Here is a 13,392-nt window from a genome sequence, read left to right on the forward strand (position 1 = left end):
CGTGGGGAAAAATCCGCAAGTATACGCCCGCGCCGAGGCGAGCGTGTCGCCATATTCCGCCCGGCCTCCGCGCGGCGATCGATCGGTCGAGGCGCGCGGATCCGCAACAATTCCAAAACGGTCCTATACTTGGAATTAGGTCAACCAACCGGCTCCGACCCTAACCATGGCACGCTTGCCCAGATTCGTCCTCCCCGGCTATCCGCAGCATGTCATCCAGCGCGGCAACAACCACGAGCGCATCCTGTACGAGGAAGAAGACTATTGGTTCCTCTGGGAAAAGATCGGGGCTGCCGCCGAGAAGTTCGGATGCGAATTGCATGCCTACGTGCTGATGCCGAACCACTTCCACCTCTTGCTCACGCCGCACCTGGACAATGGCGTCGGCAAATTGATGCAGTATGTGGGGCGTTACTATGTCCAGCACTTCAACGCCCGTTACCAGCGCACAGGCACCCTCTGGGAAGGACGCTACCGCGCAACACTCCTTGATCCCAAACACTTTTTGCTCCCGGTCTGCCACTACGTGGAGGCCAACCCGGTGCGTGCCGGGCTGGTGAAGAGCGTCGGCGACTACGGGTGGTCGAGCTACGGGGCCAACGCGCGTGGCGACGACGACCCATTGGTCACGGCGCACGCGGAATACGAGCGCCTCGGGCGCAGTGCGAAGGCGCGCCGCGCCGCCTATGCGGCGCAGGCCGAGCAACCGATGGACGAGGCCCTCCTGACCCGGATCCGGGATGCCACCAACAAGGCCTGGGTACTCGGGGATCAAGCCTACTGCGAGTCGATCGAGACGGCGCTGAACCGGCGCGCCCTGCCGCGTCAACGCGGCGGCGACCGACGCTCGGCAGCCTATCGACGAGCGACGGGGCGCGCATGAGGCGGACACTCGGACTGATCCACTCGCCACGCGAGGCGGACGAATACTTCACGGACGAAGGCTGCTTCATCCTCGAGACCTGGAATCGCGCGGACGACCCGGCCGTGTCCGTCGCCCGCGCGAGGGTCGAGCCGGGCGTCACGACACGCCTGCATCGTCTCGCCGGAATCGCGGAGCGCTATCTCATCCTCTCGGGCGCAGGACGCGTCGAGGTGGAAGGGATCGCGCCGCAGGTCGTCGGACCGGGCGACCTGGTCTACATCCCCGCCGATCAGGGCCAACGCATCGCCAACACCGGCGAAGCAGACCTCGTCTTCCTGGCCATTTGTACGCCTCGCTTCGTGCCCGAAGCCTATCTGGACATCGAGACCGACCCGCCGACGTGACCTTGACCGGCTCCCGACGCGGACCAACAATAGCGGCATGGCCGACATCTTCATTGAACGCACGCACACACTGGGCCTGGATCGGGCGCTCGACCAGGTCGAGGCCCTCGCCTATCTGCTCGTCGACGAGCTCGATGCCCGGTGCGCATGGGACGGCAATCGGCTCGATTTCACGCGGCCGGGCGCGAGCGGTTGTGTCGAGGTGACCGAGACCCTGCTGATCCTCGAGGTCTCGCTCGGATTCCTGCTCAGGCCCTTCAAAGACCGGATCGAGCAGAGCATTGCCGAGAAGCTCGACAGCCTGGTTCCGTGCCTCCCGTCGGTCTGACATCGAGCCGTGCCGGGCGAAGCCGGGGTTGAATCCATGAGCCCCGAGATCCACGCCGAGATCAACGCGGTCTTTCATCTCTATGATCCGCCCCTGTGGCTCGTCACCGCGCGCGACGGGGCGCGCCGAGGCGGCTTCATCGCCACCGCCGCAACCCGCGCATCCATCGTCCACGAGATCCCGCGCATGCTCGTCGCGGTCGCCAAGCACCACCACACCTGGGGCCTGATCGAGGCAAGCGGCGCCTTCGCGCTGCATCTGCTCGCGGCGGACGACATCGCGAGCGTTCGCCGCTTCGGGCTCGCCTCCGGACACCGGGTCGACAAGCTCGCCGGCCTGCCGCCGCGCCAAACACCCGCGGGCGCGCCTTTGATCGAGGGGGCCATGTCCTGGATGGACTGTCGGGTCGAAGCGCGCATGGACATCGGCGACCGCACCACCTACCTGGCCGAGGTGACCGCCGGCGCGGTGCTGCGGCGCGGCCCACTGCTGACGGTCGCCGGTCTCTTGCGGGATGCACCCGAGGCCGATCGGGCCGAGCTCAAACGCCTCTATGCGCAGGATCAAGAAACCGACCGAGCGGCGATCCTCGCCTGGCGTCGGTCTTGCGCAGACGCCTAAGGCGGCGTCGTTCAGACACACAAACATCACAGAGCGTCGGTATAACGACAGCCGCTGCGGGCAATCGTTTGCCCGACCACCGGCATCGCGTCCAGCCTGCCTGACCCCATGAGAAGCCCGCGCACGCGCAGGCATTCCCGCCGGATCGCGATCTGACATCTGGCGCAAGTTATGCTTAGATGACGAACAACCGGCCATGCTCTGCTCGGGCGCGCCCGAAGCCTCGACCGAACCATCCGAGCACCAAACCCTCCAGCAGTACGAGACCCAGACATGCACCTGCCCAACCACAAGACCAAGATCGTCGCGACGATCGGCCCGGCGTCGGATTCGCCGGAGATGCTCCGCGCCTTGATCGAGGCCGGGATGAACGTGGCCCGTTTGAACTTCTCGCACGGCGATCCGAACTATCACGGGGCGTTGATCGGGCGGATCCGCGAAGCCGCGGAAGCCACCGGGCGGCGCATCGCCATCATGGGCGATCTGCCCGGCCCCAAGATGCGCATCGGCGATCTCGCCGAGGAGCCGGTCGAGCTGTCGCGCGACGATATCCTCACCCTGACGACCGAGGACATCATCGGCGACAAGTCGCGGGTCTCGATGAGCTTTCTCGACCTCCCTGCGGCCGTGCAGCCGGGCGACCGGCTCTTTCTCAACGACGGCTTCATCCTGTTGAAGGTGCTCGAGGTCGAGGGCTCCGAGATCCGCTGCAGCGTCCGCGTCGGCGGCGAGCTGCGTTCGCGCAAGGGGCTGAACTTTCCGGGTATCAACCTCGGCATCAACGCCTTCACCGCCGACGATCACGGCTGGCTTCGCTTCGCCGCCGAGCACGGCCTGGATGCCGTCAGTCAATCCTTCGTCGCCACGGAAGAGGATATCCTTGCCGTGCGCCGCGCGGCGGACGCCATCGGCTACTCGCCTTTCATCATCGCCAAGATCGAACGCGCCGACGCGCTCGACAACCTCGAGGCCATCCTGCGCGCCGCCGACGGCATCATGGTCGCGCGCGGGGATCTCGGCGTGGAGATCCCGATCGAGCGGATCGCCGTGGTGCAGAAGCAGATCACGGAGCTGGCCAATCGCTTCGGCAAGCCCGTGATCACGGCGACCCAGATGCTCGAATCCATGGTGACCTTCCGCCGCCCGACTCGCGCCGAGGCGACCGATGTCGCCAACGCCATCTTAGGCGGGACCGACTGCGTCATGCTCTCGGCCGAATCGGCAATGGGGCGCTACCCGGTCGAATCCGTCGCCATGCTGGCGAGCATCGCCACCCATGTGGAGCCCGAGCGCAGCAAGCAGCCCTTCGTGCGCACCATGGATGGATTCCACGGCTCCGGGCGGATGCGCGCCGTCGACCTGATCGCCGCGAGCGTCTACCACACCATCAAGGACAGCGCCCCGCAGGCGGTCGTCGTCCCCACCCAGACGGGCAGCACGCCCCGCAATGTCGCGCGCTTCCGACTCCCGGTCTGGATCATCGCCTTCAGCCCCAATAAGGCCACCTGTCAGGCGCTGCAGTTCTCCTACGGCATCCACCCGATCCAGGTCGAGGCCGACCGCTCCGACTGGTCGAGCTTCGTGCGTCATTGGCTTTACGAGCGCGGGATCCGCGAGGGGTTGGTCTTGCTGACCCAGGGTCCGACCATCGAAAACCCGTGCGGAAACTATCGCATGGAGATCCTGGCCCTGGAGGCGCCGTCCGGACAGCGCTGTGATTGAGTACGGCGGTGAAAGGACAACGATAGGATCGACGGGCTGACGGAATTCCCGGGGAAGGATCTCCCGACATATCGGGACGGCTTCAGTCGGTCCCGACAGGGCTGTCGTTGCTTTCCCGGAAGACCGCTAAGGCGGACCCTCGGCCCACATCGGATGATCCCAGCCGAAATAGGCCCCGAAGAGTCGATTCTCCTCACGGCGCTCGTAGGGTTTCAGATCCTTCGAATAGAGCACCTTCATGCGCGTGCGCAGAGGCGGCAGACCCAGCGCCGTCGCTCCGCGCGACTGCGCCTCGCGGATCAGCGCGTAGCGGGCGAGCTTCTCGGCATGAAAGGCCTGTAGGCGCGGGATATCACGCGCGATCTTCGGCACATTGGAGACCGCGAGCAGTGCGATCAGACCGACCGCCGAGACCCAGCGGCGCATCGAGGCTCGGCTCGGGGACAGGCGTTCGCCCAAGGCGTATTGCAGCGCCGCCATCGTCGGGATCAGGACCAGCGTGCCGAGCAGCACGCTGACGCTCTGTACCCGCCCGGGCGCCTCCGCCCCTTTCGCCCATGCCGCCGGGAAGAAGAGCAGGACGAGCAACCCGATGAATGCAAGCGGGAGCAGGATGCGCTCCGCCATGGACAGACGCCCGATGATGGCGTCGAAGCGCACGAGCCCCTCCGCAAGGAGCGTACGAACGAACCCGATCTGAAGAAAAATCACGCTGAACACGATCAGCTTCAGCGTGGTCACGAGCGCATGGAAGACCGAGATGAGCAGGCTACGCCACAGCGATTCGTTCCCGACCTCGCCGATGATCCCCAAGCGCACATCATGCCCGGGGGCGAATGCCGCGATTGCGCCCGAGACCAGGATGACGATCAAGGGAGGCATCCAGACGCCGATCCGCGGCCCGCGTAGACGCAACACGACCAGCGCCATCAAGGCCGACAACCCCACCGTCACGAGCATGATCGTCTCGTTCATCCCGGCGATCAGTGCCGCGAGCGCGGCCAAAACGAGACCGAAACGCAGATCACGCGTCGTGGTCGCGGGGCCACCGAAATAATCGGCCCAGACACCGACGAAGACCAGAAACAAGGCGTTGCCCGGCTGATAGGTCGCGGCCCCGGCCAACCAGTAGAAGGCGGTATCGAGCCTCGGAATGAACAGCAGATAAAACAGAAACGCGAGATGACCGAGGACGATCGGACGGCCCATCCCGAGCCGTCGGCAGAGTGCGCGGGATGAATAGAGAAAGGCCGCATAGAGTGTCAAGAGGCTCGCTGCGGTGACCATCCAATAGGACTGTGTGAGATCCACCCATCGGCCGAACGCAAGCGTGATGGCGGCGCTCGCATAGCGGCCGCTCCAGTTCTGATAGAAATGGATCACCCCGCCGAGAATGCCGTGCTCGCGCGCGACATAGGCATAGTCGAAATCGTCGCTTGCGGGATGCGCGAAGAGCCCCAACGCAAGCAGCAACAGGAGCAGTGCGAGGCAGGCGATGACCACGCCGAACCCGATCCGTCGAGCCTGCAGCCGGGATTGCGCCGTCACAGGTCGGACCCCTCGGGGTCGCCGAGGCGACGACGGCGGATCGGGATAACGGAGCGAACGGATTCCTCGGTAGCGCGGGTTCTCGGCTGGCTGGGCAAGGCGGGGCACCGGTGTCTGAATGATTGGATGAGGGTCCAGTGAGATGCTTGCGCCGCGCAGTATACTCGTGGAGTCGCGAAACACCCGCGTCCGGTGCACCCGAGCACAACTCCATCGTTCATGAGGTGACCATCATGAGCAACCCAAAGATCATTGCCGTCTTCGGCGCGACGGGCGCACAGGGCGGCGGTTTGGCGCGCGCGATACTCGACGACCCGGACGGCGGCTTTGCCGTGCGCGCGATCACGCGCGATGTCGACTCGGACAAGGCCAGGGCGTTGGCGGAGCTGGGCGCGGAGGTCGTCGCCGCCGATGTCGACGACGCGTCCAGTCTGCGCCGCGCATTGGAGGGGGCTTACGGGGCCTATTTCGTCACCTTCTTTTGGGCGCGCATCTGATCGGCGAGCAGATGGCGGCTGCACTATCCGATGCGCTCGGCGAGGAGGTGCGCTACCGCGCCATCGATCCCGAGGTTTACCGCGGTCTGGGTTTCCCCGGAGCGGATGACCTGGGAAATATGTTCCAGTTCAAGCGCGATTTCGAGGACGACTTCTGCGGCGCGCGCTCCGGCGGTCGCCCGCGCGCTCAATCCCGCGTTGAAGTCGTTCCGAAAGTGGTTGGAGATCAACAAAGACCGCATCCCGCGCGGCGGGTAGCCGATCACGGCCGGGCGGCGCGATCCGCGCCCCCGGTATCGGGTCTCGGTCAATGACCGTCGCCGGGTCCGGCGAGCCGCTTCACCAGGTAATAACCCCCGACCAGCGTGCCCAGGAGCGCGGCCAGACCCAGCATGTACAGGGCCGGGTCGCCCTTGCTCTCCAGATCCAGGACGACGACCTTACGGGTCAGCGCCGTGATGGCGATCAACAGCATGATCTCGACATGGACCGACTTGTCCGTCATGTACATGTAAACGCTCGCCATCAGCTCGATCGCGATCAGCACGATCAAAAACATGCCGAAGACCTCGAAGAGCTCGCTGAGGTCCAGCAGAAACAGACCCTGTTGGCTTGTGATGTCCTTGTACAGCACGAAGCAAAGCTCGACGACCGCAATGACCGCGACAACCGAGATCAAGAAAAGCAGGACCGCGGCCAGCGCCTTCTCGAAATAGTGAAACAAGCGGTCGATCGCGGTTTTCGGCCGAGCCTGTCTCGGCCCCTGACTCGGCCCCTGCCCCGTCCAGCCGAATGGATCCAGAGCGAGGGGCTGCGGCGTTCGATCTCTCGAAGCCGGGATGATCCGAATCAGCGCGCCGGCTTCACGGAAGGCGCTCTCGTACCGCGCCGCGGTCTCGCTGTCGACACCCCGCCTGACCGTCACCGGCGTGCCGCCGAAGAGCTGCCCGACAGCGGCGTCGGAGAGATTGAACGCCTGCTGAATCCGCTGCCGAGCCGCGAGGACGTCGGTCCCCGGAACCAGGTCTCCGCTGAACTGGATGTCGAATCGGTTTCTGTCCATGCCGTGAATCTCCCCGAGGCACCTGCCGAGCGCGCAAGGATAGGCGATCGCGGCATCGGCGAGTAGATCCCGCCCCGGTTTCCGGCCGTGGCTTCGGGATAACCCCGCCCCGAACGTTATCGCCGGGCGCAATTCTCTGCGCTATCGGTGGATGCAGAGAGTGTGTGCGAGGTCGAGTGGATGCCTCGTTTATACTGGGACACACGGCTTGGAGTGGACATCACGATGACGACCATCAGCTATGACGCAGACGTTGTTGCCTGGGCGAACGAGCAAGCGCGCCTGATCCGCGCCGGTCGGTTGGATCAGCTCGATCTGGAGCACATCGCCGAGGAAATCGAAGACGTGGGCAAGAGCGAACAACGCGAACTGGCGAGCCGCATGGCCGTGCTGATGGCGCATCTCATCAAATGGCAGTACCAGCCTGAGCGCCAAAGCAACAGTTGGCGGCGAACGATCAAGGAGCAGCGCAAGGCACTGGCATTTCATCTCAAACAGGTGCCGAGCTTGAAGCCGAGACTCGCAGACGCCGAGTGGCGGGGTGCGATCTGGGCCGATGCGGTCACGCTGGCGATCGACGAAACGGGAATGGGTGCCTTCCCGGACGACTGCCCGTGGACGATCGAGCAGATCCTCGCCGATGATTTCTTGCCGGCTTAAACCGCGCCCATCAACCACGGAACCTTTGCACTCCAATGACATCGACTCTGTCCACCGCCGAGCAGGCATTACGCGACGCCGCTCGTGAATATCACCGCAGTCCCACCCGCGGCAAGATCACCGTCACCCCCTCCAAGCCACTGTCGAACCAGCGCGATCTCTCGCTGGCCTACTCGCCCGGCGTAGCCTATCCCTGTCTCGATATCCAAGCCGACCCGTCGCTCGCGGCGGAGTACACCTCGCGCGGCAATCTGGTGGGCGTGGTGACCAACGGCACGGCCGTGCTCGGCTTGGGCGACATCGGCCCGTTGGCTGCGAAACCCGTGATGGAGGGCAAAGGCTGCCTGTTCAAGAAATTCGCGGGCATCGATGTGTTCGACATTGAGCTCGCCGAGCGTGACCCGGACAAGCTGGTCGAGATCATCGCCGCGCTCGAGCCGACGCTGGGCGGCATCAATCTGGAGGACATCAAGGCGCCGGAATGCTTCTACATCGAGCGTCAGCTCAGCGAACGCATGAACATCCCGGTGTTCCATGACGATCAGCACGGCACGGCCATCATCTCCGGCGCCGCGCTACTGAACGCGCTGGAGTTGGTCGACAAGCCCATCGATACGGTGAAGATGGCGGTCTCGGGTGCCGGTGCCGCGGCGATCGCCTGCGTCGACGTGATGGTCGGTCTGGGTATCCGGCGCGAGCATATCTTCATGGTCGATTCCAAGGGCGTGATCTACGAGGGTCGTCCCGGCGGGTACGACGCATCCAAGGCCCGCTATGCGCAGCAGACCGACGCCCGCACCCTGGCCGACGTGGTCGACGGCGCCGATGTCTTTCTGGGTTGCTCCGCACCCGGCGTGCTGACCGTCGAGATGGTGAAGGCCATGGCCGATCGACCCATCATCCTGGCCCTGGCCAACCCGGAGCCGGAGATCCGCCCGGAGCTGGCCAAGCTCGCGCGGCCAGACTGCATCATCGCCACCGGGCGCTCGGACTACCCCAATCAGGTCAACAACGTCCTGTGCTTTCCCTATATCTTTCGGGGTGCGCTCGACAGCGGCGCCACCAAGATCACGACGGAGATGAAGCTCGCCTGCGTTCGCGAGATCGCCGATCTGGCCAAGAGCGAGACCAGCGCCGAAGTGGCGACGGCCTATGCCGGACAGGACATGGTTTTCGGCCCGGATTATCTGATCCCCAAGCCCTTCGACACGCGCCTGATCCTGCGCATTGCGCCCGCCGTGGCCCAAGCCGCCGCCGACTCCGGGGTGGCCACGCGCCCCATTGCCGACATGCAGGCCTACAGGGAAAGCCTGACGCTCTTCGTGTACCAGACAGGCATCCTGATGCGCCCGGTCATCAATGCCGCCAGGGCCCTGCCCGACGCCAGAAAGCGCGTGGCCTTCGCCGACGGCGAGGACGAGCGCGCCCTGCGTGCCGCCCAGATCGCGCTCGACGATCGCCTGGCTCGGCCCATCCTGATCGGCCGTCCGGCCGTGATCCAGGCCCATATCGAGAAGGCCGGTCTTCGCATGCGTCTCGGGGAGGATGTCGAGAACGTCAACCCCGAGCAGGATCCGCGCTTCAACCAGTACCGGGACCATTACCACCGGCTCATGGGCCGCAACGGCGTCACGCCCGAGGTGGCCGCGGCGGCGGTGCGTCGCTCCAACACCATCATCGCCTCGCTGATGGTCGCCTTGGGCCACGCCGACGCCATGATCTGTGGTCTGGCGGGCAGCTACGAGACCCATCTCGAACGCATCCACAGCATCATCGGTCTGCGGCCCGGCGTGAGCAACTACGCGGCACTCAACGCGCTGATGACCGAGCGCGGCGGACCCCTGTTCATTGCCGATACTTACGTGAACGAAGACCCTGGCGCGGAACAACTGGCCGAGATTGCCTGGATGGCCGTGCAGGAGATTCAGCGCTTTGGCCTGCCGGCGAAGGTGGCCTTTCTGTCGCACTCGAGCTTCGGCTCATCCAAGCGTGCCTCGGCCAAGAAGATGCGTCTGGCCCGTGACCTCTTCGTGGCCAGTCACCCCGAGATCGAATGCGACGGCGAACTGCACGGCGATGCCGCGCTGGAAGAGGATATCCGCAGCCGTTACCTCGCCGAAACGACCCTCGGCGGCTCGGCGAACCTGCTGATCTGTCCGAACCTCGATGCGGCCAACATCCTCTACACCGTGCTCAAGACCACCACCAGCGGTGGCGTGACCGTGGGACCGATTTTGATGGGGGCGGCCGCGACGGCCTGCATCCTCACCCCCGCCGCCACCGTGCGTCGCACCCTGAACATGACCACCCTGGCCGTGGCGAGCGCCGCCGCCGCGCGGGATTCAGCGGTGTCCTGATCGGAACACGGCGGATGCCCCGAGCTGAAATCGACTTGGTTTATACGGGACGGCGCGGGTGACCCATCCGGGTGATCCCGAATGGGCCGACCTCCATTCGCTGTTCAAGCCGTTGCCGGGAGCACGCCAGATCTTTGATCTCGAGGTGGATTCGGTGCAGACCTCGTGCGGAATGGGGGTTCCCTACTTCGCGTATGCCGGCGATCGCGAGCAGCTCGTCGACTGGGCGGTGAAGAAAGGCGACGCAGGCGTGCGCGACTACTGGGCGGAAAAGAACCAGCTGAGTATCGACGGCATCCCGACCCGGATCGTCGAGAAGAATCGATAGGGGCGCTTCAAAGTGCGCATCGAGCAACCGGGTTGAATCGGGCGTAGCTTCCGCACATGGGTGTGTCTCCCTCCGGTCGATCTTCGGTTGATACAGGCGCTCGGGTGAGTGTCTCGATCGCAGCCGCAACCGGCCTCACGACAGCTCGCTCCGGTACAGCTCGGCAAACAACGCGGGCTGCCCGCCGGTGTGCCAGAACAGGATACGCGCATCGCTCGGGAAGAAGCCCCTGCGGATGAGATCCAGCAGGCCGCCGGCCGCGCGCCCGGTGTAGACAGGATCAAGGAGGATGCCTTCGGTACGGGCGAAGAGTCGGATCGCCTCGCGCTCCAGATCTGTCATGACCCCGTAGCCGGGTTCGCGGTAGCGGTCGTCGACGTGCACCTCGTCGGCGTCAAAGGCGATGCGTGGACCCAACGCCGCGCTTGCGTCGCTCGCCAGGGCGGCGACCTGCGACTGCAGCGCGGGTGCCGGTTCGTCGATGCTGATCCCGAGCAGTGTCCCGCGGTAGCCGAAGACACGCTGCCCCAAGACCAGCCCGGCGTGGGTCCCGCCGCTGGAAGTGGCGAAGACCATCCAGTCCACCTCGCCCTCCTGCGCCAGCACCTCCTGCATCGCGAAGGCATAGCCCAGTGCTCCGGTCGGGCTGCTGCCGCCGTAGGGGACCAGATACGGGGCTTGGCCCTGCGCCGCGGCACTCTCGACGGTTTCCGCAAGGAGGCGATCGCGGTCGCGGCGATCGGGCGTCGCGATGATCCGTGCACCCAGAAGGTGATCGAGCAGCAGATTGCCGGACGCTTCGGCGGGGCGCTCGCCGGTCAACACCAGGATGCAGTCCATCCCGCAGCGGGCCGCCGCCGCGGCCGTCTGGCGACAGTGGTTGGACTGCCAAGCGCCGGCCGTGACGAGGGTCCGGGCACCCTGGGCACGCGCTTCGGCCACCAGGAACTCCAGCTTGCGGGTCTTGTTGCCGCCCAGCGCGAGGCCGGTCTGATCGTCGCGCTTGATGAAGAGCCGAGGACCGCCGAGCAGGGCGGAGAGCCGAGGTAGCGGCTCGATGGACGTGGGTAGGTGCGCCAGGTTTAGGCGGGGAATGGTTGGTGCTGGCATCGGGGACTTCTCCGAAGGATGAGAGCGTGATCGAGGTCCGTTAGGATGATTCAATGGCGAGGCCGAGGGTTCCTTCCCGGTCAGTCGGCGTTCTACAGGATACGGCCATTGGCATCAGCAGTGCGTAAGCGTACGACTGCCCGGCGGCCCTTGACCGTGTACTCGATCTCGATCAACGTTCGGTCCGATGGCTGGCGGCGGGGTCGAGCATCAATCCATCGATCGCTCCAGTCGGGGCGTCGCCGGCTGACCGCGCCATCGTTGCCCGGCTGCGTGCTGAATCGGCGCGCGATGGCTCATCGAGGAGTCCGTTCGATCATGACTGCTTCCCTCGCTCTCATCACCGGCGGTGCGCAAGGCATCGGGCGCGCCCTGGCACAATCGTTCCTGGCCGAAGGGTGGCGGGTGGTGGTGCTCGACCGCGATGCCGAGGCCATCGACGAGTTGACGGCCGATCGGGGGAGTCCCGCATTGCTCGGGCTGGCGACCGACGTGGGTGAGGAGACGGCGGTCGCTGCCGCCTTCGCCGCACTCCAGGCATGGCAGGACCGGGCGGGCGAGCCTGCCGGTCTGAATCTGTTGGTGAACAACGCCGGTCTCGCCGATCCGGTGAGCGGCCCGCTCGAAGCGCTCTCGCTCGCGGGGTGGCGGCGCTGGCTGGACGGTCACCTGACCGGGGCCTTCCTCTGCAGCCGCTCGGCGATTCCGGGGCTGCGCGCGCGCCGGGGTGCCATCGTCAACATCGCCTCGACCCGTGCCCTGCAATCGGAGCCCAATTGTGAAGCCTACGCCGCGGCCAAGGGAGGGCTACTGGCCTTCACTCATGCCGCGGCGATCAGTCTCGGGCCGCTGATCCGCGTCAATGCGGTCAGCCCCGGTTGGATCGAGACGGGACCCCTCCGGAAGTCGGCCCACCGGCGCGTCCCGGACCACCGTCCGCTTGACCAGGCCCAGCACGCGGTCGGGCGCGTGGGCGAGCCTGACGATATCGTGGCGGCGGTCCGGTTCCTCGCCAGTCCGAGTGCCGGGTTCATCACCGGCCAGAACCTGGTCGTCGACGGCGGTATGACCCGGACCATGATCTATGCGGAGTGAGCTGAGGGCGGTGTGTGGGTCACCTCAACCGCGCCTGGGCGGCGCACTGGTCTACCCTCCAAGTTACCCATGTCCATAGTCCGGGGATCAGCAGGCGATCAGCCGCTGTATCCAGGGATGGGAAGCAGAGCTCGTCCTGTGTCGGCTCTCGGGCGCTTCCTACCTGCATCAATGCCCGGCGGTGACCTGTGCCAGCGGCTGGTTCGGTTCGGGAGGGCGACGCGGGGAGACCCGATGGTGATGCGGACGTCAGGTTGCCGTTTGCTCAAGTACGGCTAAGGCGCATCTGTAGCCCGCAGCACCGATTCGAGGTCGGCCTCGGTGACCGGCAATGTCAGCACGGCATGGATCGGGAAGAGTTCGGCCAGTCGCGGGACATATTGGGCCTGTTCCTTGCCGACCAGCACGATCGTTCGTGCCGACGGGGCCTGTTTGCGCACGGCCGCGAGAAGGACGTCGAGGTTGCTGACGTTCGCACCGGCGTAGTTGTTGCCGAAACCGTAGAAGAACTCCGCCACGATCCAGTCCGGCGTCATGGACTTGAGTGCCTGCAACGCCTTGCGTTGCGAGGCGAGCTTGACATGGGTGATGCCGATGCGCTGGTAGAGCGCGTCGAATCGGGGATGGTTCGGGGATTCGATGATCGAGAAGAGCGTGGTCATGCGCCCAACCAGCGTGCTGCACGGAAAGGCTCCAACGCTGCCCGAGACCGTCGAATCGTGCAAGTCGGCGGAGAGCGGCCACCGACACCTGTGCCGCGATGCCCTTCGTCCTGCGCGCGCAAGGAACTCGAT

15 protein-coding genes are annotated in these 13,392 nt (G+C 65.4%); 10 read left to right on the plus strand and 5 right to left on the minus strand.

Going from position 1 to position 13,392, the window contains the following annotated elements:
* Positions 1–166 precede the first annotated feature (166 nt).
* The 5 genes from VLR48_RS04190 to pyk all read left to right on the plus strand — a co-directional run bounded on the left by VLR48_RS04190 (position 167) and on the right by pyk (position 3,940).
* Complete coding sequence (locus VLR48_RS04190; RefSeq protein ID WP_325290576.1) at positions 167–883, plus strand: transposase; 717 nt, start codon at positions 167–169, stop codon at positions 881–883.
* Positions 880–1,269 (plus strand): cupin domain-containing protein, encoded by a 390-nt coding sequence (locus VLR48_RS04195; protein ID WP_325290577.1) that lies wholly within the window; start codon positions 880–882, stop codon positions 1,267–1,269. Before VLR48_RS04190 ends, VLR48_RS04195 begins: the two co-directional genes overlap by 4 nt.
* A gap of 37 nt (positions 1,270–1,306) precedes the next feature.
* Positions 1,307–1,597, plus strand: coding sequence for a polyhydroxyalkanoic acid system family protein (locus VLR48_RS04200; RefSeq protein ID WP_325290578.1), 291 nt, complete (start codon positions 1,307–1,309; stop codon positions 1,595–1,597).
* Between the two features lie 36 nt (positions 1,598–1,633).
* Positions 1,634–2,218, plus strand: coding sequence for a flavin reductase family protein (locus VLR48_RS04205; RefSeq protein WP_325290579.1), 585 nt, complete (start codon positions 1,634–1,636; stop codon positions 2,216–2,218).
* 273 nt (positions 2,219–2,491) lie between these two features.
* Positions 2,492–3,940 carry a pyruvate kinase gene (gene pyk / locus VLR48_RS04210; protein ID WP_325290580.1) on the plus strand — a complete coding sequence of 483 codons (1,449 nt, stop codon included), beginning with the start codon at positions 2,492–2,494 and terminating at the stop codon, positions 3,938–3,940.
* 126 nt (positions 3,941–4,066) lie between these two features.
* On the opposite strand, the gene VLR48_RS04215 is transcribed toward pyk, so the two are convergent.
* A complete protein-coding gene (locus VLR48_RS04215; protein ID WP_325290581.1) occupies positions 4,067–5,488 on the minus strand; it encodes a DUF6056 family protein in 1,422 nt (473 codons plus the stop codon).
* Between the two features lie 233 nt (positions 5,489–5,721).
* On the opposite strand from VLR48_RS04215, the gene VLR48_RS04220 reads away from it, so the two are divergent.
* Positions 5,722–5,985, plus strand: a complete 264-nt coding sequence (locus tag VLR48_RS04220; protein WP_325290582.1) for an NmrA family NAD(P)-binding protein — start codon at positions 5,722–5,724, stop codon at positions 5,983–5,985.
* Positions 5,986–6,008: 23 nt separating this feature from the next.
* Here the strand turns inward: VLR48_RS04220 and VLR48_RS04225 are convergent, their stop codons facing one another.
* Entirely contained in the window at positions 6,009–6,296 is a 288-nt protein-coding gene (locus VLR48_RS04225) for a hypothetical protein (RefSeq protein WP_325290583.1), read from the minus strand.
* Entirely contained in the window at positions 6,293–7,048 is a 756-nt protein-coding gene (locus tag VLR48_RS04230) for a phosphate-starvation-inducible PsiE family protein (protein WP_325290584.1), read from the minus strand. The genes VLR48_RS04225 and VLR48_RS04230 overlap by 4 nt, the downstream gene beginning before the upstream one ends.
* 225 nt (positions 7,049–7,273) lie before the next feature.
* Between VLR48_RS04230 and VLR48_RS04235 the strand changes: the two genes are divergently transcribed.
* The 3 genes from VLR48_RS04235 to VLR48_RS04245 are packed head-to-tail and all read left to right on the plus strand — an operon-like array spanning position 7,274 to position 10,393.
* Positions 7,274–7,708, plus strand: coding sequence for a DUF29 domain-containing protein (locus VLR48_RS04235; RefSeq protein WP_325290585.1), 435 nt, complete (start codon positions 7,274–7,276; stop codon positions 7,706–7,708).
* 35 nt (positions 7,709–7,743) lie between these two features.
* Complete coding sequence (locus VLR48_RS04240) at positions 7,744–10,065, plus strand: NADP-dependent malic enzyme (protein WP_325290586.1); 2,322 nt, start codon at positions 7,744–7,746, stop codon at positions 10,063–10,065.
* Positions 10,066–10,123: 58 nt separating this feature from the next.
* Entirely contained in the window at positions 10,124–10,393 is a 270-nt protein-coding gene (locus VLR48_RS04245; protein ID WP_325290587.1) for a hypothetical protein, read from the plus strand.
* Between the two features lie 135 nt (positions 10,394–10,528).
* Here the strand turns inward: VLR48_RS04245 and VLR48_RS04250 are convergent, their stop codons facing one another.
* Entirely contained in the window at positions 10,529–11,503 is a 975-nt protein-coding gene (locus tag VLR48_RS04250; protein ID WP_325290588.1) for a D-cysteine desulfhydrase family protein, read from the minus strand.
* Between the two features lie 318 nt (positions 11,504–11,821).
* Here VLR48_RS04250 and VLR48_RS04255 point away from each other — a divergent pair, with 318 nt between their 5' ends.
* A complete protein-coding gene (locus tag VLR48_RS04255) occupies positions 11,822–12,598 on the plus strand; it encodes an SDR family oxidoreductase (RefSeq protein ID WP_325290589.1) in 777 nt (258 codons plus the stop codon).
* A gap of 275 nt (positions 12,599–12,873) precedes the next feature.
* Here VLR48_RS04255 and VLR48_RS04260 read toward each other — a convergent pair whose 3' ends face one another.
* Positions 12,874–13,260, minus strand: a complete 387-nt coding sequence (locus VLR48_RS04260) for a hypothetical protein (protein WP_325290590.1) — start codon at positions 13,258–13,260, stop codon at positions 12,874–12,876.
* Positions 13,261–13,392: the final 132 nt, after the last annotated feature.

Source organism: Thiocapsa sp., assembly GCF_035467215.1.
Taxonomy (GTDB): Bacteria; Pseudomonadota; Gammaproteobacteria; order Chromatiales; family Chromatiaceae; genus Thiocapsa.